Raw genomic sequence first — 26,043 nt, 5'->3', positions numbered from 1 at the left:
CTTGGCAGGTGGCTACGACATCATCAGAATGAACAACCCGTATCTCGAGTCTGCAGACTTGAGAAGCGAGTATGGAACGCTTTGGACAGAATGCGCCAGAGAACAGGCGCGTATGTGGCGCATCAAGAATGAGCTCGGAGAGGGGGCGCAGATCAATCCAGGCCTTCTGACGGACGTGCCGATAACACAATCGACGATTGTGGAAATTGTCACTGCGGAAACGGAATATCTGAAGATCAAGCAGAGCGACTACCAACGGGAAAAGGCCTTTCTTGAGCGCGGCGTCCGACAGGGAGACGAGGAGGTCCGCGTGCTGTCATATCAGCAGAAGGAGGCAGAGGGGTTTCAGTCGGACCTCGAGGACCTTCAGAAAACATCCGATCTCTTCGGCAAGGGCTCTTTGACCAGCTCTCGCGTTACGGATGCGCGTCGCGCGGTGCTGCTTTCATCAACACGAAAGCGCAAGCGAAGATGCCGAGTTGCAGCCGGGTGACGCCGTCGAGATCACACTGCAATACCAGGATGGTCCTGACATCCTCCCCAAAGGTTAAGTAGTGCCCCGTCGGGGATAGCCCAGAACGACGTGGCGAGGGACGATTCGCAGGGGGCGGGAGGAGGTGACGTACCGGCATCTAGGCCGGCATCGCACTGTTGAGGCAGTAGGGCAGGTATTGCTGACGATCCTATTGACCGGAGGTGCTGGTTACATCGGGGCCCACGTCTGTATCGCGTTGCTGGACGCATTCCGTCGCCGGGCGCCGAAGGGTCTGGCCGCATGAGCGGGTTCGGGGCGAGCCATGACGGCAAGCATACCGCCCATCAGAGGTAGCTCGTAATGACCCGAAATCTCCAAGCCGCAGAGCGAGGCTGCAGGTAAGATGCTGGTCGCGTGGGGATTTGCGATGCCACACTATCGTGCATTCGTTCTGGACGAACACGGCCAGTTGGGGGGTGTGGTCAACCTTCACTGCCCCGACGACGCGTCCGCAACCGAGCGGGCCGGGCGTTTGGCGGATGGCCATGAGGTTCAGCTCTGGCGCCTGGTCGCCGAGCTCAAATTTAGCGACCCGCGGCACCGACCCAAGCGGCGGCGGGGCTCGCGCGCGCCAATGCATTAATCGATTGACGCTTGCGTTCGTCCCGCACGCGGCTCGCGCTGTCTTCGACAGCTTGCGTGCGCATCGACCGCGACATTATCGAATCCGAACCACACCGGCGCGCGGAGCGGGCGGTCATGCATGCCGATAGAAGATGCTGGTAAGCGGAGGTGGTCCGCACGCCATACCAATGACTCGACCGATCACTCGAAGGCTGAGCTAAAATAGCGATCCAGAACGGAAATCCCACGCCACAGACCCTGGGCTTCGAGCCCTGACTCTGCGACTTCATGGCGTGGACGCTGAGTCCGACCAGGTCCGTGATCAACGCGGGCGAACTGAGATCGGCTTCGGCGCGATGCCTGAGTTCGGAATTCAGGGTCGCACTCACGCCGAACTCGGCGCTCGGCCGTTTCGTCACATGATGGCGTTACTGATCGCCTCGCATCAGGGAAGTCGCCAAAACTGCCGCCGCGCCACGCCGCGATGGGACCGTTCGCGCGACGGTAGCCGTTTTCCGAGTCCCTGCAACTACTTGTAGAACCGTGCCGCGGCGTGGCTCCCTTGGTCTACGCCCTTGCGGAGCAGGCCGTCGATACGGGGTACCACGACGTGGTTGGAGCGAGAAACCAATGGCGGCGGCTCGTTGAGCTGCTCCATTTCGGAGATCGCCTCGATGGGCTTGGTGATCCCTCTGCCCGCATCGGCGGCTGAGGGGGCGTGATCGTTTGCCGGCCGTACCAGCGACCCATGGTTCATTCCCCAGATCGCGGCCTGTGTCCGGTTCTGGACCCTGATCTTGCGCAGGATCGCCTTGACGTGAACCTTCACGGTGGCCTCGGCGATATTGATCTTTCTGGCAACGCACTTGTTGGAGTCGCCCTCGATCAGGCAGGATAGAATGACCTTCTCTCGCGGAGAGAGCTGCGGCAAGATCGCGTCGTCCGCAGCCGCGAGGATGGTTTGTCTGCATTCGCCGGGCTCCGCCGTTTCCGGCTCGCGGTCGCGACCGGCATCAAGGGCGAATGACAGGAATGCAGGCGGGAAGACGGTCTCGCCCATCGTCACGAGCTCGACGGACTTGATGAACGCGTCGCACGAATTGACGTTCACGAAGTATCCGTTGGCCCCTGCTCGAAATGCCGAGGCAAGATCGACTGGCCGATAATTGTCGGACACGATCGCTATGCGCGCGTCCGGGTAGCGATCTTTCACAAATCCGATTTGTTCAATCGCGACATTGAAGCCATCGCCCGTATGGACGATGAGGAACATCAGTTTCTCTGCTTGAAGTGAACTCGGCAACTCCTCGGGGCTCGACGCCGAGACCGGGATGTGAAAATTTGCCGCGTGCAGGATTTTAGCAATGCCTTCTCTAATCAAAACGTTCTTTCCAATAAGAACGGTCTCGCAAGACTGCCGCCTCCTCATTTTACCCTCCAGCCTACTACGCAATGACACAACAGCGATGGGCGGTTGAACTCAATTGTTTTTCCTTGGTCCTCGACGCACGAACGAACCCTTGTCGTTCGTTTGATCGTTCTGTTCGTTTGATCGTTCTCCCTCGAATTGTGGTCTCTAGATATCTCGACTTGTGGTCTTCATATATATATTGAGCTACCTCGATCGTGTTCCTCCGTTCTTTGCTTGGTGGGTTTTCGATCAATCCATCTTGTTTAGGCATTTAGGAATGTTAGATGCGAATTTGCGATCGCCCTATATACCGTTCGTTATAGATGCGGGACTGCGTATACCCGTGAAATTGCGGTGCAAAAAACTGCCTTCTGGCGCAGCCTCTGCGTGAATTAGATGACGATGTTCATTCAACATTGAAAGATTTTTTTGGTTGTTTTTGTTCGCCGATGCTATGTCTGCGCGAACGCACTCTGCGAGCGAGTTAACGGTGCGGCATATATTGAACGTTGCGGAAATATCGAAGGTGTGCGCCGCTAAGGATTACGCCGTTAGACGGACTGGATGGGCGCGGAGGCTTGCCCGTCCCCGTCAGATCACCGGAGTCTTACGGGCATTCGCGTTGCATCGCTGTGTTAGGGTCCGGGAATCGAACGGAGCAGTGCGCCGATTAACCTAAGTATTGCGCTGCGATACCAACATTGCTTGTATGCTATATGGTGCGGGTGGAAACAGAAGAAGGTGCGCGGAGTTTATATTGGGGGGCGACTGGCTGAGGAGCGCGCAATGCGACGTGTCAGTGTAGTCATTGCAGACCGGCATCCGGTGGTCTTGGAGGGGCTGAGCAAGGTGCTGGGTGCTGCAGCCGATTTCAATATCGTTGCATCTTGTAACGACGCCGCAAGCTGCATCGAAGCGATCCGGAGCTTGGCGCCCGATATGGCGATTGTCGATCCCGCAATGCCCGAGCTCGCCGCTGCAAGAATTCTTTCGACCGTCAATTCAGAAAATCGTTCGACGCATTTGGTGTTTTTCGTCTCGAGTGAGGATTGCGAACTGGTGTTCTCGGCGACGCCCGTGACCTGTAGCATCATTCTGAGAGATACCGATTCCGAGGCTCTGGTGCAGTCGTTGCGGCACATCGCCAATGGCCACAACGTGCTGCCATCGACCCCATCCGAGTCGATCGTGTCGCGCGAGCAGGGCGCGAATTCGGAGAACGGGCTGACAGCGCTGACGGAACGCGAGCGTCAGATCATGCGTCTGGTCTCCGAAGGATTGTCGAACAAGGAAATCGGGCGGCGGTTGAACACGACCGACGGCACCATCAAGGTGCACCTTCACAACATCTTCCAAAAACTTGAAATCAGCAATCGGACGGTGCTCGCGGCCCTCGCCATCTCGCAACATGATCGCGCGACCGCCCCGCGGGAGAAGGCTTCGCAGCCCGGATTGAGTCCGACGAGTGGCGAGCGCTGAGAAGAGCCTCACGCGCCATCGGGGAGCCGCAACTCCGGATCAGCATCGGCGCGGCCAGTGATCGAAGTACGTCTGTCACGGCGAAGCCCCGGCAGCGCAGTGGATCAGGCTGGGCGGGCAGCTTTAAGGGCTGGAGACGGCTTTCAAGTGCCGCTTGACGGGCGAGGTCAATGTCCGGGGAGCTAGATGGGGTAGTCCGTCAGGACTGCCGGCTGATCCATAATCGCAGCCAAGGTAGCGGGATGGAAGTGCAATAGTTCGTCATCTGCAGCTCTGGGCCGATCGCGGTTTGTCCGTTGTCGGGTAAAACGAAGTCGCGGGCAACAGATCGGCTCCAGATGCGATCGCAGTGGTGTAGCGGTATGCTGACTGGATATCGGTACATCTGGAGCGGCGGCCCTGGCCCTTCCTGCCCCGCCCCCAGTGGTCAGGGCCGTTTCTCTGTAGCCGGCCTGCCGCCAGGACTGAAACGCTTTGGTTGAGCTGAAAGCGAGTGCGCGAGCGCATCTCGATGTCCCTTCTGTTTCACCGCGCCGTCGAGGACATGGAAATCTGGAGCGCGACCGGCGAGGGCTTTTCCTTTGTGATCACGTATGAGACCCCTGCCGGTGCCGGCTTTCATGGACGTGCCGGCTATGTGGCGTCGTGGCGGCCGCTCTATCGGGGCAACGGCGCGATCAAGATCGGCGGTTCGGCCTTTTCAACCTTCGCGGAGGCGGAGAAGGCCTGCAACACGATGCTTGAATATCTGAAGGGGCTGTCGCCGAAATGAAGTGTCCAGCCTGCCGTCAGGCGAGGTCGACTTCGAGCACCTTTGAGCCGAAAGGAGAGGTCGCCCTCGACGGCGGATGCCCGCTTCCCGGCGCTCAGGCCGTGTTACCGGCGTCGACCGTCACCACGGTGCCGGTGATGTTCCCGCCGCCTTCGCCGAGAAGATATTCGACCACGGAAGCGACGTCGTCGGCTTCGGGCAGGTGGCGCAATGCGCTGCGGCGAGCGATGCGTCGGCGACCTTCGTCGTCCAGGGACCTGGTCAATTCCGTATCGATGAAGCCGGGCGCGACTGCGTTCACTGTGATGCCGACCCTGCCAACTTCTCGGGCCAGCGAGCGGGTGAAGCCGACAACCGCGGCCTTGGACGCGGCATACACGGACAAGCCGCTGTGGCCGGTCGAGGCGACGATAGAGGAAATGTTGACGATCCGCCCCGCGCCGTCGGCCATCATATGGCGCGCCACGTATTTGGTCAGGATCATGGGCGACAATACGTTCAAGCGAATCAAGGCCTCGATATCGGAATTGTGCATGATCGCCAGCAACCCGTCGGGACCGACCCCGGCATTGTTGACGAGGCCGTAGATCGCGCCGAATTCGTCGCGCATCGATTTTGCGAAGGCCGGGATCGCAGTGGTCGCCGCAAGGTCGCAGGCGCGGAAATGCAGGCGTCGTTGGGCTTCGCGGACTGCAGCCGCAAGCTCCTCGCTCTCGCGGCGCGCGACGGCGATCACATTATACTCGCCGGACGCGGCGAGCCTGCGCGCAATGGCAAGACCTATACCACGGCTGCCGCCGGTGACGATGACGTTACGCATCGGTGCGTGCCAGTTTTCCCGCTGCGGTGACGTCGAGCCGCTCGACGAAGGGGATCACCGCAGGCACCTTCCATGCAGCCAGGCAATCTTTGCACCGACCGAGAATTTCCGTGCGAATCGCCTCGTGGCGCTCTGCATTGGTGCCGTTGGTGAGGATGACGTCGGCGACCACAATGGCGCCGGTGATCGGGCTCCTGCGCGACCGCGCGCGCGACATCTGGACTGACGCGTGCCGGTTGATCACTGCTTCCACCTCCTCCGGATGCACCTTCAGCCCGCCGATGTTGATAATGCCGCCTCGCCGGCCGACGAAGTGGTATCGTTCGCCGCGCAGCTCAATCATGTCGCCGGTATCGACGAAGCCCTCGGTGTCGGCGAGCGGCGGAGCATCGGCGCCGACATAGGAGCGCGCGGTACGCTTGGAACGGATCCGCAGTGAGCCGTCGACCACCTTCATCTCGACGCCGGCGTGATTCTGCCCGATCAGGCGGGCAGGAAACCCCTTGCGCCCATCGTCCACGCTGAAACCGACGCCCGCCTCGGTCGAGGCATAGGCGTGCCCGATCGACGCATGCGGAAATGCTCTGGCCAGGCCGTCCAGCACCGCCTGGTCAGCGATTTCGCCCGACAGGCGGACATAGTCCGGCGCGAAATTGGCGGACGCGCCGCTCATCAGGAGCTTGCGCCAGTGCGACGGCGTCCCTGAGATGTGGGTGACGCCGCCCGCGCGCAGCCGCGCCACATGGGCGGCAATGGCTTCCCCGGGCTCCGAAAGCACCATCGATCCGCCGCCGATCACGGCCCGCAGGAAAATCTGCAAGCCGCCATAGCGGCGGATGTCGTAGAACGTCGCCCAGGTTGCGTTCCGGTGGCGCGCGGGCCCCTCGGCGATGATCGCGCCAGCGAGCCCATCAAGCGTATGCCGGACAATCTTCGGCAGTCCTGATGTCCCCGAGGTCAGCATCAGCCACTCGGTCGTGCGATCGACCTCCGATCCCATGGCGCTCCGCCCAGGCAGGTCGACGCCGATAACGACGTACTTGCCAGCGCCACTGCGGTGCAAAAACCGATCGGTGACGATGGTGTCGATATCGGCCTGCTCGAGCAGGACCTCCAGGCGATCCCAATCCAGGTCGGGCGGGCATAGGAGCATGCGGCGGGCGACGCCGTCGAGCTCGATCATGGCAAGCGCGGACAGCAGCTGTCCCGACGTCGCAAGCAGCACCGAGCGGCCGGACAGTTCGGACGATCTGTCAGCCAGGCAGCTGTACTGGATCATGTCGGTCAGCGATACACTGTGCCGGGCATCGGAAATCGTGCGGCCCTTCGGCCCTTCGCCGAGATATTGGCGCAGCGCGATGATGTCAGGCAGGGACATTCTCGTAGGCTCTGACAAACTCACCGAGGGTAGACGGGAAGGCTGCGTCCTCGGCGACAGTGAAGGGATCGATACCGAGCTCGTCCTCCAACCGCGCAACCAGGATGGCGAATGCCAGCGAATCGAACCCGGTTTCGTTCAGTGACAGATCGTCCTCAAGCGCGGGAAGCGTGACTTTCTGTTCTTCGGCGATCTGCTTCATCGCGGAGAAAATCGTCGATTTGACCGACATGGTACACCTCACATTTCGGCTTTCCGAGCCAGTGTTAGAGCCTGATTTCGCCCTCAACGATGCGCGCGTAGACGGCCCGGTCGATCGAACGATAGTCACCGGTCGCCGGATCACGCAGGAACAGCGGATCGTCCACCACCGAAGGATCGAATCCCTCGCGGATCAACCGCTGCTTCTGCTGCTTGAAGGTGTCGGTCGTCTCGAGCGCCCGGCACAACCTGACGAAGGCTGGAACTGCATAACGCGGCAGCCGATACGAAAGGTGTTCTCTGAATATTCCGAAATCGAAATCTCGGTCGACCACCGACGCCGCCATGCCGGCGCGGCCATCGGCCCCGGACACCGCAACTCCATAGGTCGAGGCGTCGAGAACGCCGCGGCAGTCCCTGATTGCGTCGTTCACTTCGCTGGTCGCGACGTTCTCGCCCTTCCAGCGGAAGGTGTCGCCGACGCGGTCGATGAAGTGAAAGTACCCCTGCTCGTCGCGCAACATCAGATCACCGGTGCGAAACCAGGCATCGCCCACAGCGAAGACGTCGTGCAGAATCTTCTTCCTGGTCTCCTCGGGATCCGTGTAGCCCTCGAAAGGCCGGCCGTCGCGATCGCCACCACCGATACGTCCGACAGCCTCGCCGGTCTCGCCAGGTGCGCAGGCGATGCAGAGCCCTGCGGCGCTCCGGACTGGGCTGCCGCTGTCGGCATCGATCTTGACGATCGAGGCGGGAAAGCGATGCGCCAGAACCGGCGGGATCCGGCCGATCGCGCCCGGTTTTCCATCGACATTAAACAGCGAGAAATTGCCTTCGGTTGCGGCATAGAATTCGAGGATCTGCGGAATCGCGAACCGGTTGGCGAACGTCTCCCAGATGTCGCCGCGCAATCCGTTACCCACGGCCAGCCGCAGCCGGTGTCGCGCCTCTCGTTCAGACGCCGACCTGCAGCGCCGGCTTCAAGCTGAATTTCAGAGGCGCTTCGGACCAGATATTCCCCGTGGCATACGAAAAGATCCATGCGCAGACGATGACGCCCGTCGCCCACCTGTGCTGGTCCTCGGTATGGGCGGGGATCGCGGCTGCGGCGGTGGACCGGGCGCAGCTCTTCATCCGCAAGGCCGCCCGCGGATCGGGCGGCAACATGCCTCCCGGCGCGGCGCACTTCACCGCCGCCAAAATGAGCCTGACGAAATTGCGCGCCGTCATCGCCGCGAATCTCCAGTGCTTTGAAGCACGCGAAAGGGACGTGCGCGCGCTGTCGTCCCTTCTCAAGGTGGAGGCCTCCGAGCTCGCGGTTGCGACCGTCATGCACGCGATGCGCGCCTGCGGCCTGTCCGGATACCGCAACGACACCGACGTGAGTATCGGCCGCCACCTGCGTGACGTGCTTTCCGCTCCGATCATGATCAACAACGATCGCATCCTCGCCAGCATGGGTACCGCCACGCTGATGAGCACGGTTCCGGACTCTTTGTGCGATTGATCTTCTTCTGAAAAGGAAACGGCTGATGAACGTGGTCATTGTCGAAGCACCGGCGGACTCCACTCCGCCTCCAGCCGATCCGCTGGATCATCTTGCAGATGCGCTGTTCCACGAGATGGGCTCTCCCGGCGTCTATGGCCGCACCGCACTCTACGAAGACGTTGTGGAACGAATTGCGGCGGTGATCTCGCGGAATCGCGAGCCGAACACCGAGGTGCTGCGCTTCCCGCCCGTCATGAATCGCGCCCAGCTCGAGAGGTCGGGCTATCTGAAGAGCTTTCCCAATCTTCTCGGCTGCGTCTGTGGCTTGCACGGCATAGAAAGCGAGATCGACGCGGCGATCAGCCGCTTCGATGCCGGCGGCGACTGGACCGCATCGCTATCACCGGCCGATCTCGTGCTGTCGCCGGCAGCCTGCTATCCGGTCTATCCGATCGCGGCGAGCCGAGGGCCGGTGCCGGCAGCCGGCTGGAGCTTCGACGTGGCCGCCGACTGTTTCCGTCGCGAACCTTCGCGCCATCTCGACCGGCTGCAGTCCTTCAGGATGCGCGAATTCGTCTGCATCGGGAGCGCCGATCACGTCTCGGCGTTCCGGGACCGTTGGATGATACGCGCGCAGAAGATCGCCCGGGATCTCGGGCTGACCTTCAGGATCGACCATGCCAACGACCCGTTCTTCGGCCGGGTCGGGCAGATGATGGCGGTGAGCCAAAAGCAGCAGTCGCTGAAGTTCGAACTGCTGGTGCCTCTGCGCTCCGAGGAGCGACCGACCGCCTGCATGAGCTTCAACTACCACCGGGATCATTTCGGCACCACCTGGGGCATCGTCGATGCGGCCTGCGAGCCGGCCCACACTGCCTGCGTAGCCTTCGGAATGGACCGTCTCGCCGTCGCCATGTTCCATACGTCGCTCTCTGGCCGATCGCAGTGCGGGACCTGCTTGGCCTGGGGCAGACCGACCGCGGGGCACCGTCAGCATTGGAGGAGTTCCGATGCGCCAAGGAAGCCGGGAGCTAGCCCGGGATCGGAGAGCGGAAGGGTGCGCCTCCATGAGGAGAGAGACTCTCGCCGTTCACGGCGGCTTCGAAAGCGATCCGGCAACGAAAGCCGTTGCCGTGCCGATCTACCAGACGGCCTCGTATGCATTCGACAGCGCCGACCACGGAGCCGCGCTCTTCAACCTTGAAGTGGACGGCTTCCGCTACACCCGGATCGGCAATCCGACCAACGCCGTGCTGGAGAAGCGCGTCGCCGCCCTGGAAGGAGGCATCGAGGCACTCAGCGTGGCCTGTGGTCAGGCCGCGGTGAACTATGCGGTCGTGAACATCGCGGAGATGGGCTCCAACGTCGTCTCGGTTCCGCAGCTCTATGGCACCACGCATACGCTGTTCGCGCACATCCTGCCGAGGCAGGGCATTGCGGTCCGTTTTTCGGAAGACGACCGGCCGGAAAGCGTCGAAAGGCTGATCGACGACGATACGCGGGCGGTGTTCTGCGAGAGCGTCGGCAATCCGGCCGGAAACGTCTGCGACATCCAGGCGATGGCCGATGCCGCGCACAGGCACGGCGTCCCGCTCATCGTCGACAACACGGTGCCGACACCGATCCTGCTCAGGCCGATCGAATACGGCGCAGACATCGTCGTGGAGTCGCTGACGAAATTCATGGGCGGGCATGGCACTACGCTCGGTGGAGTCATCGTCGACGGCGGCAGATTCCCGTGGGCGGAGCATCGCCGGCGCTTCCCGATGATGAACGAGCCGGAGAAGTCCTACCACGGGCTGGTCTTTACCGAGCGCTACGGCGCGGCCGCCTACATTGCGCGTTGTCGCGCCGTCTCCCAGAGGACCACCGGCGCTGTCCTGGCGCCGATGAACGCTTTCCTGCTGCTCCAGGGCATTGAGACCGTCGCGCTCCGGATCTAGCGGCACGTCGAGAATGGCGCAAAGGTCGCGCAGTTCTTGCGCAACGACCGCCGTGTCGAGTGGGTGAATTATGCCGGCTTTCACGACAGCCCCTATTTCATGCTGACGCAGAAGTATCTAGGTGGTCGGGCGTGTTCGCTGCTGACTTTTGGCGTGGCGGGAGGCTTCGAGGCGGGCAAGCGGTTCTACGACGCGCTGAAGCTCTGCAAGCGGCTGGTCAATATTGGCGACGCGAAAACGCTCGCCTGCCACCCCGCATCGACAACGCACCGGCAAATGTCGGCCGAAGAACAGGACAGAGCCGGCGTGCGGCCCGAGATGATCAGGCTCAGCGTTGGAATTGAGCACATCGACGACATCGTCGCGGATCTCGATCAGGCCCTCTGCGCCGCGATTGACGTTTCGTCAACCATGAAGGCACTCGCATGACTGTCTTGATCGACGTAGATTCGCAGGAGCACCACCTCTTATCGAGAGCGCCGGGCGGAGGCGCCCACGCGACGGCGTCGCCAGGAAACCGGGCGGAGTGCCTCGACATCGGGCTCATCAACAACATGTCGGATGCTGCCTTGATGTCGACCGAGCGCCAGTTGTTCGACCTGCTGGCTGCGGCTGCGGGACGACTTTGCGTCAGGCTGCATTTCTATACGATGGAGGCGACCCCCCGTTCGGAATGGGGGCGCGATTACGTTCGTCGATACTACCGCGGCATCGACGATCTGCTGAACAGACGCCTGGATGGAGTGATCGTGACCGGCGCCGAACCCAGAGCCGCCAGTCTGACGGAAGAGCCATACTGGACCACCTTCGCCGCGATCACTGACTGGGCCCGGGAGAATACGGTTTCGTCGGTGTTTTCCTGTCTGGCCGTCCATGGGGCGGTCCTGCACCTGGACGGCGTTACGCGCCACAAGCTCCCCACCAAATGCTTCGGTGTCTTCGCTCAAACAAAGACGAGACATCATCCCTTGATGCAAGATGTGCCGAGGACCTTCCGAATTCCGCACGCCCGGTGGAACGAAGTACAGGAGGAGGATCTCTCGGACTGCGGATATTCGGTTCTCACCTGGTCGGCGGAGGCCGGCGTCGATTGCTTCGTCAAGCAGCAGAAGAACAGCCTTTTCGTCCATTTCCAGGGGCACCCGGAATACGAAACCCAGAGCCTGCTGGGTGAATATCGAAGGGATATGGGTCGCTTCCTCCGGGGAGAGAACGAGGTCTGTCCGACGATACCGACGGGCTATCTGAACGAGGGCGCGGAAGAGATGATGATCGCTTTCCGACAGAAAGCCCTTTCCGACAGAAACCCGGAGCTTTTTGCCGAGTTTCCAGTCGATCGGCTGACGAAGGACCTGCGCAACGTCTGGCATCTGCCGGCCCAGCGCATATACCGCAACTGGTTGCTGTACATGGTGTCGCAGCGCGCCGGACGCTCAAAGCCGTTGGGAGCCCGAGAAGCGGCTCTGTCTGCCGCCGGAATTCCGGCGCATCGCCACGGACGCAGGCTGGTTGCCGCTCGATCCGCTCGTCTGGCGCGCTCGCCAACCCCGGTGACCAAGAGGCGGCTCGGATACTACGAGTGAGAGTTCGGACCATGATCCGATGCCGAGAGATAGGAATAGCCGATCTCGACGCCATCGCCGATCTCCTGACACGCGGCTTTCCGATCCGTTCGCGCGACTACTGGATCGACGGACTCCGGCGCCTGTCTGTGCGCGAGACGCCCGACAGCTTCCCGCGCTTCGGCTACATGCTCGAGCATGACCGGGCGCCCGTCGGTGCCCTGCTGTTGATCCACACCGCAAGGAACGATGGTGGAAGCACCTCCATCCGCTGCAATCTCTCCAGCTGGTATGTGGAACCGGCCTTTCGCAGCTACGCACCGATGCTGACCAAGGTCGCGCAGCGCCACAAGGACGTCACCTACGTCAATATCAGTCCGGCGGGATGGACCTGGCAAGCCATCGAAGTGCAGGGATTCCAGCGCTATTGCGGCGGCTTGTTCTTCTCCTTTCCGGCAGTATCGCGTCCGGTCAGGGCCATGCGCGTGGAGGTCGTCCGGCAATGCGCGCAGGCGACCGACGGCTTGTCCGAAGCCGACGTCGTGCTGCTGGCGCGTCACGCAGCCTACGGCTGCCTCTGCCTGGTGTGTCGCGCCGCCGATGGCCGCGCCTTTCCGTTCGTCCTGCAGCCGATGCGCATCGGCCGCATCAGGCTGCCGGCGATGCAGATGATCTATTGCCCCGATGTGGCCGATTATGTCGTGTGCGCCGGCGCCATCGGCCGCTTCTTGCTGCGGCACGGCCGGATATCGATTGCGCTCGACGCCAATGGCCCTGTGCCTGGCCTCGTCGGCATCTACAGGGAGCCGATCGGCCGCAAATACTTCAAGGGCCCGCATTGCCCCCGGCTTGCCGACCTGTCGGATTCCGAGCTGGTGATCTATGGACCATAACTCAGTCGTCCCGGAACGGAGGTTCGTCATGGCTCCCGACACCAAGTCCGTCAGCCATTCGAGGACATGGACATTCTTCCGAGGCCAGTGGCACGAGGGCAACGTGCCGATCATGGGGCCGCGCACCCATGGGCTCTGGCTCGCCTCGACCATCTTCGATGGTGGGCGCGCTTTCGAAGGCGTTATGCCCGACCTCGATCGTCATTGCGCCCGCGTCAATCAATCTGCGGTCAACTTCGGGCTCAAACCGGTCGTCGATCTCGACACGTGGCTCGGACTGGCGCGCGAAGGTATCGCCCGCTTCCCGGTCAATGCCGAACTCTACATCCGCCCGATGTACTGGCCGCAGAACGGCATCGGCGGCGGTGTGCTGTTCGATCCGGAAACGACGGACTGGTGCCTTTGCATCTACGAATCGCCGATCCCGGAGCCCGTCGGCAGCGCGATCACCCTGTCGCCGTTCCGCAGACCGACCGCCGAATGCGCGCCGGCCGATGTCAAGGCCTCCTGTCTTTATCCGAACAGTTCCCGTGCGCTCAGGGAGGCCGCCTCGCGCGGCTTCCAGAATTGCCTGATGCTGGACATGCTCGGTAACGTCGCGGAGTTCGGCAATTCGAACGTGTTCATGGCGAAAGACGGCGTTGTCTTTACCCCGGCGCCGAATGGCACGTTCCTGAACGGAATCACGCGGCAGCGCGTGATCGAGCTCTTGCGCGGTGATGGCATCACGGTGTTGGAGGCAACGCTGCGCTACTCAGATTTTGTCACTGCGGACGAGATCTTTTCGACCGGAAATTTCGCCAAGGTCGCACCGGTGATCCGGATCGACGACCGGCAACTCAGGCCCGGGCGCTTTTATGCGCGGGCTCGAAAGCTGTATTGGGATTTTGCCCACGGGGTGAAGCTTGCCGCGTGAGAGGACTTCACTGGAGAGGATAGGTCTCACGACTATGTCAGTGCATCGCCGAGGTCATCTATTCCGATCTCGATATCGCGGGGTAAGAACAGGGGGATCGATTGGGGGGCCGAGCAAGCACCAGGTTCGGCGAATCGACCTTGCCGGTTCGGCCGATGCCGAGGCCGCTCAACCCTGGCGGCGCAGGAAGCCCGTGATCGTGACCTTGTCCCAGATGCCGGCCGCGGCGAAGGGATCTGCGCGGTTGAAGGCTTCGACCTCGTTGCGGCCCGGCGCCTCGATCAGGAACAGGCTGCCGATCATGGTCGCGCCGTCGTCGGAGACGAGCGGCCCTGACATCACGATCTTGACGCCGAAGCGCGAGGTGTCGCTGAGAAAAGCCTTGTGGGCGTCGTAGTTGGCGAGCCTGGTCGGCAGCGCGCCGGCGCGGTCGATGGCGTGAATGGCGAACAGCATGGTGGTCTCCGTTTCTTGCTTCAGTTGTTGGGACGACCGCAGGAGCGGCCGTCCGGGTTCGTGGTGATCGGCTGGCTTATTTCGCGCTGAGCTTACCGGCGTCCTCGAAGGTCGGGCAGGTCCGCTGCTCCAGCGGCACGTCGAACGGCTGGTAATTCTCCTTGGTGATGACGGTCGGCTTCAGCACGATCTCGCTGATAACCGGCTGATTGCGCAAGGAGCGGATCGCCATCATGGTGCCGAGGCAGCCTTGCGCAAATCCGTTGTAGTCGCCACTCGCGAGCAGCTTGCCGGACTTGATCGCGTCGATCGCCTCCTTGGTGCCGTTGATGCCGATCACCTGCGCCTTGCGGTTGGCACCGTCGAGCGCCTCGATCGCGCCGACCGCCATGGCGTCGTTGGCGGCGAGCACGCCGTCGATCTGCAAATTCGACTGCATCAGATTCTCCATCACCTGGAGCGCCTGGAGCCGCTGGTAGTTGCCGGGCTGCGAGGCCAGCAGCTTGGCGCCGGCGTTCTCCTTCAGCGCGTCGTTGAAGCCGCGGACGCGGTCGACATTGGTCAGCGAGCCCTTGACGCCCTCGATGATGACGATGTTGCCCTTGCCGCCCAGCGTCTTGAGCAGGAAGCGCGCGGTCTCGAGCCCGAGGCTGTAATCGTCGGCGCCGACGAAGGAGAGGAACTTGCCGCCGGCGGAGCGGTCGGTGATGTTGACGACGGGGATCTTGGCCTCGTTGATCTTCTCGACCCCCGGCACCATCGCCTTGTAGTCGACCGGCGTGAAGACGATGGCGCTCGGCTTCTTCACCACGACGTCCTCGATCTGGCTGAGCTGCTCGGGGATCGAGTCCGGCTTGGTCGGAATGTACTGGAGCGTCTTCGCGTTCAGCGTCTTCGCCATGTTGTCGGCGCCGACCCGCACCGTCTGGAAGAACGGATTGGTCTGGTTCTTGGTGAAGACGGCGATGGTCTCGCCGTCCGCGCGCGCCTCCGTGGTGAGCGCGGCCGCCATCAGCAGCGGGAGCGCCAAATAGCCAAGTTTCCGTTTCATGTTGCCTCCATCCCTCGTTTTGCTTGTTGGAACGTCAAGAGCTCATTGCGCGCGGCGGCGGGTCTTCATGTCGAGCCAGACCGCGAGAATGACGATGATGCCGGTCACGAGCGGCTGCCAGTTGGCGCTGACCGAGAGCAGGTTCATGCCGTTCAGCACCAGCGTCAGGATCAGCGCGCCAATAAAAGTGCCGAACACGGTGCCGACGCCGCCGAACAGCGAGGTGCCGCCGATCAGCACGGCCGCGATCGCAGGCAAGGTCAGGCTCTCGCCGATGTCGGCCTCGGCCGAATTGAGCCGCGACAGGAAGATGATGGAGGCAAGGCCAGCCATGGTGCCGGAGACGGCATAGACCAGCAGCAGGCGGCGCGCGACCGGAATGCCGGAGAGCCGCGCCGCGACCGGATTGGCGCCGATCGCATAGATCTCCTGGCCCCAGATCGTGCGCTGGGCAAACAGCGTTCCGATGCCGAGGAAGACCAGCAGCAGGTAGACCGGGATCGGCAGGCCGAACAGATAGCCGCTGCCGATCTGGCGGAAGCCGGCCGGAAAACCGTGAAGGGTCTCGCCCGCCATGTACCAGTAGGTGAGGCCGTTCAGCACCCAGAGCATGCCATAGGTGGCGATGAAGGAGGGGATGCGCAGCGCGGTGACCATGACGCCGTTGAGCAGGCCAACGATGCCGCCGCAGGCAAGCCCGGTGAGGATGCCGAGCGCCGGCGAGCCGGTCTTGTGAATCACGGTCCCGGCGATACAGGCCGACAGCGCGACGTTGGCGCCGACGGAGAGATCGAGACCGGCCGTGAGCACGACCAGCGTCAGGCCGGACGCGATGAAGAAGGTCAGGCTCGCCTGCCTGAGCACGTTGAGGATGTTGCCGAGGCTCAGAAAGGAATCGCTGAGCACGGCCAGCACTGCACAGATCAGCAGCGCCGCGAGCAGCCGATAGAACACCTGGATCGCGTCCTGCGACAGGAAGGAGCGGGGCGGCACGATCGCCTCTTTGCTGATGTCGGTCATGCCCGGCTCCTGAGGCCGTCGAGGAACAGGGCGACGATGACGAGGACGCCGACGCTTGCGACCTGCACCGAGGACGGCATCGAGATCAGGTTGAGCCCATTGCGAAGCACGCCGACTGCGATCACGCCGAGCAACGTGCCAAGCAGCCAGCCATTGCCGCGCTCGAACGAGGTGCCGCCGACCGCGACGGCGGCGATGGCGTCGAATTCGAGACCAAGGCCGGCCGTTGGGTGACCGGAATTCATCCGCGCGGTCATCAACAGGCCCGCGATACCGGCCATGGCGCCGCCGATCGCATAGACCGCGATCAACAGCCGGTTCGGCGAGAGGCCGGCATAGCGCAGCGCCTCGCGGTTGCCGCCGAGCGCGAAGATGTAGGTGCCGAAGCGCGTGTGATAGAGCAGGCCGTGAAAGACCGCATAGGTCACCAGCGCCATCACGATCGGCACGGGAACGCCCAGCAGCGTCGCCGAATAGATGTCGCGCACGCTGTGGGGGATGCCGACCACGCTCTGGCCGTCGCTGACGATCAGCGACAGGCCCTGCGCCATGCCGAGCGTGCCGAGCGTTGCCACGAAGGGCGGGATGCCCAGGATCGCGACCAGCCAGCCGTTGACGGTGCCGAAGGCGGCGCCGACCAGCAGGCCGGCACCTAAGCCCAAGAGCATCGACTTGGTCGCGAGCGACACGATCGCGACGCAGAGCGAGGTCAGCGTCAGCACCGCGCCCATCGACAGGTCGAGCCCCTCGGTCATGATGATCAGGGTCATCGGCAGCGCGAGCATGGTCAGGATGGTCGACTGCACCAGCACGTTGGAGAGGTTGGCGACCGACAGGAAGCCGGGTGCGATAGCGCTGAACAGCGCGATCAGCAGCACCAGCACGATGGCAACGCCGGGAATGCGTTGCAGCGGATTGGGCTCTGAAACGACCGCGGCTTCACGCATGATGCATCCCCAGTCGCACGATGTTCTCCTCCGTCAGTTCGGCTCGTGTCAGGTGCCCGGCGATGCGCCCTTCGCGCATCACATAGGCGCGGTCGCAGACATGGCAGATCTCGACCTGTTCGGACGAGATCATCAGTGCGGCGGCGCCTTCCGCGACCAGGCGGTCGATCAGCGCAAAGATCTCGGACTTGGCGCCGATGTCGATGCCCCGCGTCGGCTCGTCGAAGATGAAGAGCTTCGAGCCGGCCGCCAGCCACTTGCCGATCACGACCTTCTGCTGGTTGCCGCCCGAGAGCAGGCCGACGGTCTGGCGCGCGCTGGGCGTCGCGATCCTCAGCTGCCGGATCAGGCCGTCGGAGGTACGCTGCGCCGAACGCTGGTCGAACAGGCCGCTCGGGAACAGTTTTCGCAGCGCCGACACCACCAGATTGTCACTTACCGACCGCAGCAGTGCGAGGCCTTCGCTCTTGCGGCTCTCGGGGATCAGCGCAATGCCGCGGCGGGCGGCAAGATCAGGCTCGCCGGAAATGGTCTTGCCGTCGAAAATGATCTCGCCGGCGCTCACGGGATCGGCGCCGAAGATGGCGCGCGCGACCTCGCTGCGGCCGGAGCCGACCAGGCCGCACAGGCCGACGATCTCGCCCCGGCGCACCTCGATGTTGATGTCGGAGATGCCGGTCGATGAGCTCAGGCCCTTGACCTCCAGCAGCACCTCGCCGGGCTTGTCGGCGAAATTGCGCGGATAGGTCATGTCGACGGTGCGGCCGACCATCATGCGGACGAGCTGGTCCGGCGTGACGTCGGCCGGGCGGACGCCGTCGATGCGGCGGCCGTCGCGCAGCACCGTGATGCGATCGCCGAGCGCGAACACCTCCGCCATGCGGTGCGAGATATAGACGATCGACACGCCGTCGGCTTTCAGCCGCGCGATCAGCGCGAACAACAGCTCGGTCTCGCGGTCGGACAGCGCCGCGGTCGGCTCGTCCATGACCAGGATGCGCGCGTTCTGGCTGATCGCCTTGGCGATCTCGACCATCTGCTGCTGCGCCACCCCCAGCTTGTCGACGATGGTGGCGGGGTCGATGTCGAAGCCGATGGTGCCGAGCACGCGTTTGGCGTCGGCGAGGATCTTGCGCCGATCGATGGTGCCCGGGATGCGGCCCTTCGGCTCGCGGCCGAGGAAGATGTTCTGGGCGATGTCGAGATGGGGGACCAGCGAGAATTCCTGGAAGATCACGGCAATGCCGAGCTTCTGCGCATCCGCGGCCGAGCCGATCGCGACCTTCTCGCCCTTGTAGTAGAACTCGCCGGCATCGGCGCTGTAGGCACCGCACAGCACCTTCATCAGGCTCGACTTGCCGGCGCCGTTCTCCCCGAGCAGCATGTGGACTTCGCCGGGGACGACGGCAAAGGACACGTCGTCCAGCGCCTTGACGCCGGGAAACTCCTTGCTGATGCCACGCAGCTCCAGCAGCGGGACGGGCGGGGAGGGCTCGATGGCCAATGCGGCGGTGCTCATGCGCGTGCTCCGCTTGCAAAGATCTTTCCGGGGTTCATGAGGCCATCGGGGTCGAGCGCGGTCTTGACCTGTCGCATCACGTCGACGGCCTCGCCGAGCTCATCGGCGAGATAATCGATCTTGCCGAGCCCGATGCCGTGCTCGCCGGTGCAGGTGCCGTCCATGGCGATGGCGCGGGCGACCATGCGGGCCTGGAGCGCCTTGGCGCCTTCGCTCTCCTCCGGCTTGGCCGGATCGATCAGGATCAGCATGTGGAAATTGCCGTCACCGACATGGCCGACGATCGGCGCGGTGAAACCGTGCTCGTCCGCGTCGCGCCGCGTGTCGGTCAGGCATTCCGCCAGCCGCGAGATCGGCACGCAGACATCGGTGATCACGGCGCGCGCGCCGGGCCGCAAGCCCAGGCCCGCATAGAGCGTGTTGTCGCGGGCGTGCCAGAGCCGGCTGCGGTCTTCCTGCGCCTTGGCCCAGGCAAAACCATGACCGCCATGGTCGGCGGCGATCGCCTCTGCGGCCTCGGCCTGCTCGGCGACGGAGGCCTCGGAGCCGTGGAATTCAAAGAACAGGGTCGGAGCCTCGCGATAGCCGAGCTTTGCGTAGGCATTGATGCCGCGCATCATGACGTCGTCGAGCAGCTCGATGCGCGCCACGGGGATCGCGGACTGGATCACGGAGATCGCGGTGTCCACGGCATTATGCAGGGTGTCGAAGCTGCAAACCGCGGCCGAGATCGCCTGCGGCACGGGATGCACCTTCAGCGTGATCTCGGTGATGAGTCCGAGCGTGCCTTCGGCACCGACGAACATGCGCGTCAGGTCGTAGCCGGCGGCCGACTTGCGCGCGCGCCTGGCGGTCCGGATCACGCGCCCGTCGGCCAGCACGACCTCCAGCGCCATGACATTGTCCTTCATGGTGCCGTAGCGCACCGCCATGGTGCCGGAGGCCCTCGTCGATGTCATGCCGCCGATCGAGGCGTCGGCGCCCGGATCGATCGGGAAGAAGAGACCGGTGCCGCGCAGCTCCGCATTGAGCTGCTTTCGCGTGATGCCGGGCTGCACCACGACGTCCATGTCGCTGTCGTGCACCGCCAGCACCTTGTTCATGCGCGCGAAGTCGAAGCAGACACCGCCGGCGACAGAGGCCGCGTTGCCCTCGAGCGAGGTCCCGGCGCCGAACGGGACGATCGGCATGCCCGCGGCAGCGCACAGCTTCACGATCTCGACGACTTCCTGCGTGGTTTCAGGAAAGACGACGATGTCGGGCGGCAGGTTGCGATAATGCGACTCGCTCTGCCCGTGCTGATCGAGCACGCCGCGCGCGACGCTCGCGCGCGGGCCGATCATGCCTGTGAGGCGATCGGCCAAAGCCACTGTGCTGACCCGCGGTCCCATCCTTGCTCCCTGTCTGCCCCGATGACGGACTCTTGCCGGTCCGCTGTGTTGTGGTTCGGCTTAGGCGGCCCTTGCGCTGCTCGCAACCTGCTTCAGGCCGAAATCGTAGTTGAGATGGAAATAGTCGCTGTCCACCATGCGACCATCCGGCGCACGCCCCGCCGGGTGACGGACGAACTCGCGGATCAGGCTGTCCTTGACGCCGAACACCACGTCGCTGTCGAGATATTTGTCGCCGGCGACGAACACATGGGTCACGAGCTGCTCGAAGCCCGGCGCGGAGATCATGAAATGGACATGCGCCGGGCGCCAGGGATGGCGGCCCTGCACCTCCAGCATCTCGCCGACCGGCCCGTCATGCGGAATCGGGTAGGCGGCCGGCTTGATCGACCAGAAATGGAAGCGGCCGTTGGCGTCGGTGTGGAAGCGGGCGCGCATCGCGAGATCGCCGATGTCGTCGAGCTGCTGCACGTCGTAATAGCCGTCATCGTCGGAATGCCAGACGTCCACGACCGCGCCCGCGAGCGGCCGTCCGTCGACGGTCGAGACCGAGCCGGTGACGAGCATCGGGTCGCCTTCCATCGGACCCGAGATGTCGGCGCCGATGTCCTTCTCCGGCGCGGCCTGGACGAAGAACGGGCCGAGCACCGTGGTCTCGGTCGCACCTTCCGGCACCGGATGGTTGATCGCGTCGACCAGCATGGAGACGCCGAGCGTGTCCGACAGCAGGATGAACTCCTGGCGCTTGTCGTCGCACATGTGGCCGGTGCGGGTCAGGAAGTCGATGCCGTATTCCCATTCCTTCTGGGTCGGGCGGACCTCGCGGACGAAGGCATGGAGGTGGCGCACCAGCGCCTCGCTGACCTCCTTGATCCGCGGATCGGTTGCGCCTGCGATCCGCTCCAGCACTGCGTCCGTGATCGTGGTCTCGTTGAAGTTGCGCATGGGTGTCTCCGTTGATCAGAGCTTTGGTTCGCCGAGGCCGGACAGCCGCTCGAGATGCTTGACGGTCGCGATGAAGTCGGCCTCGCCGTCGCCCTGCGCCACCAGCGAGCCGTAGGTCTCGCGCACTTGCGCCGCGAGCTGAAGCGGCACGCCGACGGCATGGCCGGCGCCGAGGATCAGGTCGAGGTCCTTGGCCATCTGCTTGCAGGAGAAGGTGGACTCGAAATCCCGCGTTCGCAGCGGCGCGGTCTTGTACTTCACCATCGGTGAAGCCACCGCGCTGTCGTCGAGCACCTTCAGGATGTCCTGCCAGGCGATGCCGCCCTTGCGCGCCAGCGCCAGGCTCTCCGCCATCATCGCGGCCGACACCGCGATCATCAGATTGACCGCGAGCTTGGCGTAGCGCGCTTCCTCGGCGGGCCCGAGATAGGTCTGGGCGCGGGTGAAGGCCGAGAACAGCGGCTTTGCATTTTCGAAGGCGTCCTTCGGACCCGAGACGAAGCAGGTCAGCGCGCCGGTGTGAACGATGCTGGCATTGCCGGAGACCGGCGCGCGCAGATAGGCGATGCCGCGCGCCTGTGCGGTGGCCGCAACTTCGGTGGAGGCCTCGACGCTCACGGTGCTGGTCTCGATCAGAACGGCTCCGGGCGCCATCGCGGCAATGAGGCCGGAGGGGCCGAGCAACGCGCCGCGCAAGGCTGCGTCATCCGGCAGCGACGTGATCACCGCCGCCTTGCCGCTCACGGCCACGGCCGGCGAGACGGCAATCGAAATGCCTTGTGTGCGTGCCTCGTTGACCCGTGCCGCGCTCTGATCGAACGCGGTGACGGCATAACCGGCCTTGGCGACGAGCACCGACATCGGCAGGCCCATCTTGCCGATCCCGATGAAAGCGACATTTTTTGCAGCGTCAGTCATTGGCGTTGTCCATTGGCGCCTTCAGGCGGCGCGTCCCTGTCGTTCGATATCCTGCACCAGCCGCCGGCCGGATTGCGCCAGCAGCTCCTTCTTCGCCTCCAGCCCCTCGACCAGCAGCCGGCCGTTCCGCTTCTTCCATGCGCCGCCGATCATGACGGACTCGATATTGGCAAGGCTCGTCTGCATCACGACGGTCGCGACGGGATCGTGCACCGGGACAAGGTTGAGATCGGATGCGTTGATGATGACGAGGTCGGCGAGCTTGCCCGGCGTCAGCGATCCGATCTGGCTCTCGCGGCCGAGCATGCGGGCACCTTCCGTCGTGATCCAGCGCAGCGCTTCGCGCACGGGGATCGTGGTGGTCGCCGGAATGGTGCCGCTGTCCCGGCGCGATTCCGCATTGTCGAGCGCCCGCTGCATCGACAGCGCGACGCGGGCGGCGGAGAAAAGATCGCCGGCCAGCACGGATTCAAGATCAATGCCGATCGTCGGCCGCACGCCGCGCTTCAGCAGCCGTCCGGTGATCGGAAAGCCGTGGCCCTGGATCATCTCGTTCTCGGGCGTCACCGAGAACGACACGCCGAGATCGACCATCCGATTGAGGAGATCGTCGGGCAGATCGTTGCCGTGGACGATATTGACGCCGGCGCCAACGAGGCCGGCCGCGATCAGCTTCTCCCAGCCATCCGGCGTCTTGGCCGGCCCGCCGCCCTGGTGCATCGAGGCGATCAGCTTCAGCTCCCGCGCCAGGCGGAAATCGTGCATGGCGACGTCGAGCGTCGAATAATGCGGACCCAGAATGGCGAGCCCGAGCGTGACGAGGCCGTCGCGGTCGGCGAGGGGGCCGGCGAGTAGCCGCTCGACCTCGCGGCGCGGATGCGGGATCTCGGAGAAATGCGGCTCGCCGGGCTTCGGCTCCGGTTTCGGCGAGCCATGGAAGAACGCGGCGCGGATGCCGCTCTCGACCAGGCCGCGCACGGCGGCATCGGTATGGTCAGGTGTCGGATTGTTGTGGCACCAGTCGACCAGCGTGGTGGTGCCGCAATTGATCTGGTTCAGCGCGCCGACCAGCGTGGCGATGTAGATGTCGTCAGGCCGGAACACGGTCGCGAGCCCGGCATGCATGCGGCGGAAATATTCGAGCAGCGTCCAGTTCGCGGCATAGCCGCGTAAGCCCGTCTGCCAGGTGTGCATATGCGCGTTGACGAGGCCGGGGATGACGATGCGGTCTTTGCCGTCGACGATCTCGGTCTCGGCCGCGCCGCTGCCGAGGTCGATCGACGGCCGCACATTGAGGATGCGGCCGCCCTCGACCAGCAAATCGCCGCTGCGAAAATCGCCAATCGCATCATCCATGCTGATGATTGTGGCGGATCTGATCAGCGTGCGCCGCATCGCTTCAAGCCACCGCTTTGATGGCAACGGGCGGCTCGCCGGCCCAGGCGCGCGCGATCAGGTCGCGGATGGCACCCCGCTCGAGCGGCCGCGGATTCCAATAGGCATTGGTGACGGCGAGATCGGCCGCCTTGTCGATGCCGCTCTCGGGCATGCCGACGTCGCGCAGCGCCAGCTTTGCACCCAGCCGTTTGGCAAGCTCGTAAAGTCCCAGCGACGCATCGGCGGCGCCGATCGCGCGCGAGATGCGCGCCATGGCATCGGGCACGGCGGGCGCGTTGTAGGCCAGCGCATGCGGCAGCACGATGGTGTGGGTCTCGGCGTGCGGCAGATCGAAGGTGCCGCCGAGCGTGTGGCAGAGCTTGTGATGCAGCGCCATGCCGACGGTGCCGAGACAGACGCCGCACAGCCAGGCGCCGTAGAGCGCCTCGGTGCGGGCCTCCCGGTCATCGCTGTCAGCGGCAATGGCGGGCAGGGCACGCGCGAGTGCGCGAATGCCTTCTTCCGCCATCAGCGAGGTGACGGGATTGGTATCGCGTGCGTAAAGCGCTTCGACCGCATGGGCGATCGCGTTGATGCCTGATGTCGCGGCCAGGCTCGCCGGCAGCGTCAAGGTGAGATCGACGTCGTAGATCACGGTCTCCGGCAGCACGGCCGCATCGCGCACCGTGGTCTTCAGGCCGTTTTCGGTCTGGCCGACGATCGGCGTCATCTCCGAGCCGGCATAGGTGGTGGGGATGCAGAGCTGGTTGACGCCTGTGCGCAGTGCCAGCGCCTTGCCGAGGCCCGTCGTGGATCCGCCACCGAGCGAGACGACGCAGTCGGCATCGCACGCCTTCATCGCCGCGAGCGCCCGCTCGGTCACGTCGACCGGCGTATGCATGGTCGCGCCCGGAAAGATGCCGGCATAGAGCGGGCCGAGCGCTGCGCCCAGGCTCTTGCCCTGCGCCTCCTGCTGCGGCGTCGTCAGCACCAGTGCGCGCTTGCCGCCGAGCCGCTCCACCTCGGCCTTGGCGCTAGCCAAGGTTCCGCTGCCGAACACGACGCGGCAAGGCAGGTTTTCAAAGGTGAACGAACCGATCATGCGCCGGTCTCTTTGATGGGATAATCGACCTGAAAGCGGCCGATCCGCAAGTCGCCGAGCGCCTCGCGCACGCGCAGGTGCTCCGGGTGGGTGGCATAGGCCGCGAGCGCGGCCTGATCGGTGAATTCGGAGAACAGCACGACGTCGCAGGCGTAATCGACAGCGCTGACGTCGAGGCCGACTTCGATATGGGTGAGACCGTCGATCCGGCCGCGCAGGCCCTCGAACAGGGTCTTGACCTTGGCCCGGGCGGCGGACCGCTCCTCGGCGGTCTCCCCGCGCAGCCGCCACATCACGATGTGCCTGATCGGGCCCGACATTTCCCAGTTTCCTCGCCTGTCATCTTGCTTGTGTTGGGCTCAGTTTGGCTTGCGGGATACGGAAATAAAGGCCAATAATCGTAAGTCTCTTTTCCTAAAAGTGGAAAAATGGATCGCCTGCTGCAGTTGGAGGTGTTCGCCAAGACGGCCGAGCTCGGCAGCCTGTCCAAGGCCGCCGAGGCGTTGCGCATGTCCAATGCGGCCGCGAGCCGCCATCTCAGCGCGCTCGAGGAGCGCCTCGCCGTTCGCCTGATCGAGCGCAACACGCGCCGCTTGTGGCTGACGGAGGCGGGACAGGAGCTGCTGGAGCGGTCCAGCCGGGTGCTGAGCGAGCTGGCGGAAGCCGAGGACATCGTCAGCGATCGCGCGCTGTCGCCGCAGGGCATGCTGCGGGTCACGAGCTCGCTGTCCTTTGCGGTGATTTATCTCGCACCGATGCTGCCGGCGTTCCGCGCGCGCTATCCCAAGCTCAACATGCAGATCACCACCGCCAACCGCTATCCTGACTTCATCGAGGCGGGCATCGACGTGGCGATCCGGACGCGCGAGCAGGAGCCGGATTCGAACATCATCGTCCGCCGCATCGGCCAGATGCGCCGCGTGCTGGCTGCCGCGCCCTCTTATCTCGCAAGCGCAGGCGAGCTGGAGCAGCCCGCCGATCTCGCGCGCCACAACATGCTCGTCTACAACCTTGCCAACGATCCCTATTCGCTGCGCCTGCGCAAAGGCCATGGCGCGCAGACGGTGCGCATCACGCCGACGCTCGACAGCAATGACGGCCAGGTCATCCGCGGCGCGGCGCTGGCGGGTCTCGGCATCCTCATCCAGCCGCTCTACATCGTCCAGAGCGATATCGCGGCGGGCCGTCTCGTCCCGGTCCTGCTGGATTGGGAGCTGCCTCTGCTCACCATGAACATCGCTTACCAGAACCGTGCCGGGCTGCCGGCCAAGATCAGGGCCTTTTCCGACTTCCTCGTCACCCACATCCGCGAGCATTCGGAGCCGGGGATATGGATGGACGCGGCGAAGTAAGT

General features: G+C 63.9%; 22 protein-coding genes and 5 pseudogenes. 10 read left to right on the top strand and 17 right to left on the bottom strand.

All coding sequences use genetic code 11. From position 1 onward, the window contains the following. Nucleotides 1–493 (top strand): annotated as a pseudogene (locus XI09_RS25240) (polysaccharide biosynthesis/export family protein); the annotation flags it as partial. A 566-nt stretch (nt 494–1,059) separates the two neighbouring features. Here XI09_RS25240 and XI09_RS25235 read toward each other — a convergent pair. Together XI09_RS25235 and XI09_RS25230 are read right to left on the bottom strand one after the other, a co-directional pair. Further along, nucleotides 1,060–1,488 carry a hypothetical protein gene (locus XI09_RS25235; RefSeq protein ID WP_271569254.1) on the bottom strand — a complete coding sequence of 143 codons (429 nt, stop codon included), beginning with the start codon at nt 1,486–1,488 and terminating at the stop codon, nt 1,060–1,062. Nucleotides 1,489–1,628: 140 nt separating this feature from the next. Next, nucleotides 1,629–2,528, bottom strand: a complete 900-nt coding sequence (locus XI09_RS25230) for a LuxR C-terminal-related transcriptional regulator (protein ID WP_271569253.1) — start codon at nt 2,526–2,528, stop codon at nt 1,629–1,631. 768 nt (nt 2,529–3,296) lie between these two features. On the opposite strand from XI09_RS25230, the gene XI09_RS25225 reads away from it, so the two are divergent. Together XI09_RS25225 and XI09_RS25220 are read left to right on the top strand one after the other, a co-directional pair. Continuing rightward, nucleotides 3,297–3,989 (top strand): LuxR C-terminal-related transcriptional regulator, encoded by a 693-nt coding sequence (locus tag XI09_RS25225; protein ID WP_271569252.1) that lies wholly within the window; start codon nt 3,297–3,299, stop codon nt 3,987–3,989. A gap of 511 nt (nt 3,990–4,500) precedes the next feature. After that, entirely contained in the window at nt 4,501–4,761 is a 261-nt protein-coding gene (locus XI09_RS25220) for a hypothetical protein (RefSeq protein WP_271569257.1), read from the top strand. Between the two features lie 94 nt (nt 4,762–4,855). Here the strand turns inward: XI09_RS25220 and XI09_RS25215 are convergent, their stop codons facing one another. The 4 genes and pseudogenes from XI09_RS25215 to XI09_RS25200 all read right to left on the bottom strand — a co-directional run. After that, entirely contained in the window at nt 4,856–5,581 is a 726-nt protein-coding gene (locus tag XI09_RS25215; protein ID WP_271569251.1) for an SDR family NAD(P)-dependent oxidoreductase, read from the bottom strand. Beyond that, nucleotides 5,574–6,959 (bottom strand): AMP-binding protein, encoded by a 1,386-nt coding sequence (locus XI09_RS25210; protein ID WP_271569250.1) that lies wholly within the window; start codon nt 6,957–6,959, stop codon nt 5,574–5,576. Before XI09_RS25210 ends, XI09_RS25215 begins: the two co-directional genes overlap by 8 nt. Continuing rightward, nucleotides 6,946–7,191 carry an acyl carrier protein gene (locus XI09_RS25205; RefSeq protein WP_271569249.1) on the bottom strand — a complete coding sequence of 82 codons (246 nt, stop codon included), beginning with the start codon at nt 7,189–7,191 and terminating at the stop codon, nt 6,946–6,948. Before XI09_RS25205 ends, XI09_RS25210 begins: the two co-directional genes overlap by 14 nt. 34 nt (nt 7,192–7,225) lie before the next feature. Then, nucleotides 7,226–8,119 (bottom strand): annotated as a pseudogene (locus tag XI09_RS25200) (long-chain-acyl-CoA synthetase); the annotation flags it as partial. 5 nt (nt 8,120–8,124) lie between these two features. Here XI09_RS25200 and XI09_RS25195 point away from each other — a divergent pair. The 6 genes and pseudogenes from XI09_RS25195 to XI09_RS25170 all read left to right on the top strand — a co-directional run. Beyond that, nucleotides 8,125–8,667, top strand: a pseudogene (locus XI09_RS25195) (acyl-CoA dehydrogenase family protein); the annotation flags it as partial. 25 nt (nt 8,668–8,692) lie between these two features. After that, nucleotides 8,693–9,684: pseudogene (locus XI09_RS25190) on the top strand (amino acid--[acyl-carrier-protein] ligase). A 32-nt stretch (nt 9,685–9,716) separates the two neighbouring features. After that, nucleotides 9,717–11,021, top strand: a pseudogene (locus XI09_RS25185) (O-acetylhomoserine aminocarboxypropyltransferase/cysteine synthase family protein). Beyond that, nucleotides 11,018–12,175, top strand: a complete 1,158-nt coding sequence (metA, locus tag XI09_RS25180; protein WP_271569248.1) for a homoserine O-succinyltransferase MetA — start codon at nt 11,018–11,020, stop codon at nt 12,173–12,175. The pseudogene XI09_RS25185 and the gene metA overlap by 4 nt, the downstream one beginning before the upstream one ends. Nucleotides 12,176–12,186: 11 nt before the next feature. Continuing rightward, nucleotides 12,187–13,047, top strand: a complete 861-nt coding sequence (locus tag XI09_RS25175; RefSeq protein ID WP_271569247.1) for an acyl-CoA acyltransferase — start codon at nt 12,187–12,189, stop codon at nt 13,045–13,047. Nucleotides 13,048–13,075: 28 nt separating this feature from the next. Continuing rightward, nucleotides 13,076–13,963 carry a branched-chain amino acid aminotransferase gene (locus tag XI09_RS25170; RefSeq protein WP_271569246.1) on the top strand — a complete coding sequence of 296 codons (888 nt, stop codon included), beginning with the start codon at nt 13,076–13,078 and terminating at the stop codon, nt 13,961–13,963. Between the two features lie 168 nt (nt 13,964–14,131). On the opposite strand, the gene XI09_RS25165 is transcribed toward XI09_RS25170, so the two are convergent. The 11 genes from XI09_RS25165 to XI09_RS25115 all read right to left on the bottom strand — a co-directional run bounded on the left by XI09_RS25165 (nt 14,132) and on the right by XI09_RS25115 (nt 25,009). Continuing rightward, nucleotides 14,132–14,419, bottom strand: a complete 288-nt coding sequence (locus tag XI09_RS25165) for a YciI family protein (RefSeq protein WP_271569245.1) — start codon at nt 14,417–14,419, stop codon at nt 14,132–14,134. A 76-nt stretch (nt 14,420–14,495) separates the two neighbouring features. Further along, nucleotides 14,496–15,470 (bottom strand): sugar ABC transporter substrate-binding protein, encoded by a 975-nt coding sequence (locus XI09_RS25160; RefSeq protein ID WP_271569244.1) that lies wholly within the window; start codon nt 15,468–15,470, stop codon nt 14,496–14,498. A 42-nt stretch (nt 15,471–15,512) separates the two neighbouring features. Further along, nucleotides 15,513–16,490, bottom strand: a complete 978-nt coding sequence (locus XI09_RS25155) for an ABC transporter permease (protein WP_027546406.1) — start codon at nt 16,488–16,490, stop codon at nt 15,513–15,515. Then, nucleotides 16,487–17,437, bottom strand: coding sequence for an ABC transporter permease (locus XI09_RS25150; protein ID WP_027546405.1), 951 nt, complete (start codon nt 17,435–17,437; stop codon nt 16,487–16,489). The genes XI09_RS25155 and XI09_RS25150 overlap by 4 nt, the downstream gene beginning before the upstream one ends. Further along, a complete protein-coding gene (locus XI09_RS25145) occupies nt 17,430–18,956 on the bottom strand; it encodes a sugar ABC transporter ATP-binding protein (protein ID WP_271569243.1) in 1,527 nt (508 codons plus the stop codon). Before XI09_RS25145 ends, XI09_RS25150 begins: the two co-directional genes overlap by 8 nt. Beyond that, entirely contained in the window at nt 18,953–20,347 is a 1,395-nt protein-coding gene (locus XI09_RS25140; RefSeq protein ID WP_271569242.1) for an FAD-linked oxidase C-terminal domain-containing protein, read from the bottom strand. The genes XI09_RS25145 and XI09_RS25140 overlap by 4 nt, the downstream gene beginning before the upstream one ends. Nucleotides 20,348–20,407: 60 nt before the next feature. Next, nucleotides 20,408–21,292 (bottom strand): intradiol ring-cleavage dioxygenase, encoded by an 885-nt coding sequence (locus tag XI09_RS25135; protein WP_271569241.1) that lies wholly within the window; start codon nt 21,290–21,292, stop codon nt 20,408–20,410. 15 nt (nt 21,293–21,307) lie between these two features. Further along, entirely contained in the window at nt 21,308–22,210 is a 903-nt protein-coding gene (locus tag XI09_RS25130; RefSeq protein WP_271569240.1) for an NAD(P)-dependent oxidoreductase, read from the bottom strand. Nucleotides 22,211–22,231: 21 nt separating this feature from the next. Continuing rightward, the gene (locus XI09_RS25125; RefSeq protein ID WP_271569239.1) at nt 22,232–23,605 is read right to left on the bottom strand and encodes an amidohydrolase family protein; all 1,374 of its coding nucleotides are present in this window, start codon (nt 23,603–23,605) and stop codon (nt 22,232–22,234) included. Nucleotides 23,606–23,609: 4 nt separating this feature from the next. Then, entirely contained in the window at nt 23,610–24,689 is a 1,080-nt protein-coding gene (locus XI09_RS25120) for a maleylacetate reductase (protein ID WP_271569238.1), read from the bottom strand. Continuing rightward, nucleotides 24,686–25,009, bottom strand: coding sequence for a Dabb family protein (locus XI09_RS25115; protein WP_092185693.1), 324 nt, complete (start codon nt 25,007–25,009; stop codon nt 24,686–24,688). Before XI09_RS25115 ends, XI09_RS25120 begins: the two co-directional genes overlap by 4 nt. Nucleotides 25,010–25,117: 108 nt before the next feature. Between XI09_RS25115 and XI09_RS25110 the strand changes: the two genes are divergently transcribed. Further along, nucleotides 25,118–26,041: a LysR family transcriptional regulator gene (locus XI09_RS25110; RefSeq protein ID WP_271569237.1), complete on the top strand. Its 924-nt coding sequence runs from the start codon at nt 25,118–25,120 to the stop codon at nt 26,039–26,041. The last annotated feature ends 2 nt before the right edge of the window (nt 26,042–26,043 follow it).

Origin of the sequence: Bradyrhizobium sp. CCBAU 11386, from assembly GCF_028128955.1 — a bacterium.
GTDB lineage: Bacteria > Pseudomonadota > Alphaproteobacteria > Rhizobiales > Xanthobacteraceae > Bradyrhizobium.
Note: the sequence above shows the minus strand (reverse complement) of the source record. Positions and strands in the feature narration are given on the sequence as shown.

Bases quoted from the DNA above. Each gene is read 5' to 3' on its own strand.
- XI09_RS25125 (WP_271569239.1), bottom strand. From the start codon at position 23,605: ATGCGGCGCACGCTGATCAGATCCGCCACAATCATCAGCATGGATGAT.
- XI09_RS25115 (WP_092185693.1), bottom strand. From the start codon at position 25,009: ATGTCGGGCCCGATCAGGCACATCGTGATGTGGCGGCTGCGCGGGGAG.
- XI09_RS25225 (WP_271569252.1), top strand. From the start codon at position 3,297: ATGCGACGTGTCAGTGTAGTCATTGCAGACCGGCATCCGGTGGTCTTG.
- XI09_RS25215 (WP_271569251.1), bottom strand. From the start codon at position 5,581: ATGCGTAACGTCATCGTCACCGGCGGCAGCCGTGGTATAGGTCTTGCC.
- XI09_RS25145 (WP_271569243.1), bottom strand. From the start codon at position 18,956: ATGAGCACCGCCGCATTGGCCATCGAGCCCTCCCCGCCCGTCCCGCTG.
- XI09_RS25210 (WP_271569250.1), bottom strand. From the start codon at position 6,959: ATGTCCCTGCCTGACATCATCGCGCTGCGCCAATATCTCGGCGAAGGG.
- XI09_RS25110 (WP_271569237.1), top strand. From the start codon at position 25,118: ATGGATCGCCTGCTGCAGTTGGAGGTGTTCGCCAAGACGGCCGAGCTC.
- XI09_RS25135 (WP_271569241.1), bottom strand. From the start codon at position 21,292: ATGCGCAACTTCAACGAGACCACGATCACGGACGCAGTGCTGGAGCGG.
- XI09_RS25170 (WP_271569246.1), top strand. From the start codon at position 13,076: ATGGCTCCCGACACCAAGTCCGTCAGCCATTCGAGGACATGGACATTC.
- XI09_RS25155 (WP_027546406.1), bottom strand. From the start codon at position 16,490: ATGACCGACATCAGCAAAGAGGCGATCGTGCCGCCCCGCTCCTTCCTG.
- XI09_RS25220 (WP_271569257.1), top strand. From the start codon at position 4,501: ATGTCCCTTCTGTTTCACCGCGCCGTCGAGGACATGGAAATCTGGAGC.
- XI09_RS25130 (WP_271569240.1), bottom strand. From the start codon at position 22,210: ATGACTGACGCTGCAAAAAATGTCGCTTTCATCGGGATCGGCAAGATG.
- XI09_RS25205 (WP_271569249.1), bottom strand. From the start codon at position 7,191: ATGTCGGTCAAATCGACGATTTTCTCCGCGATGAAGCAGATCGCCGAA.
- XI09_RS25165 (WP_271569245.1), bottom strand. From the start codon at position 14,419: ATGCTGTTCGCCATTCACGCCATCGACCGCGCCGGCGCGCTGCCGACC.
- XI09_RS25175 (WP_271569247.1), top strand. From the start codon at position 12,187: ATGATCCGATGCCGAGAGATAGGAATAGCCGATCTCGACGCCATCGCC.
- metA (WP_271569248.1), top strand. From the start codon at position 11,018: ATGACTGTCTTGATCGACGTAGATTCGCAGGAGCACCACCTCTTATCG.
- XI09_RS25230 (WP_271569253.1), bottom strand. From the start codon at position 2,528: ATGAGGAGGCGGCAGTCTTGCGAGACCGTTCTTATTGGAAAGAACGTT.
- XI09_RS25160 (WP_271569244.1), bottom strand. From the start codon at position 15,470: ATGAAACGGAAACTTGGCTATTTGGCGCTCCCGCTGCTGATGGCGGCC.
- XI09_RS25140 (WP_271569242.1), bottom strand. From the start codon at position 20,347: ATGGGACCGCGGGTCAGCACAGTGGCTTTGGCCGATCGCCTCACAGGC.
- XI09_RS25150 (WP_027546405.1), bottom strand. From the start codon at position 17,437: ATGCGTGAAGCCGCGGTCGTTTCAGAGCCCAATCCGCTGCAACGCATT.
- XI09_RS25120 (WP_271569238.1), bottom strand. From the start codon at position 24,689: ATGATCGGTTCGTTCACCTTTGAAAACCTGCCTTGCCGCGTCGTGTTC.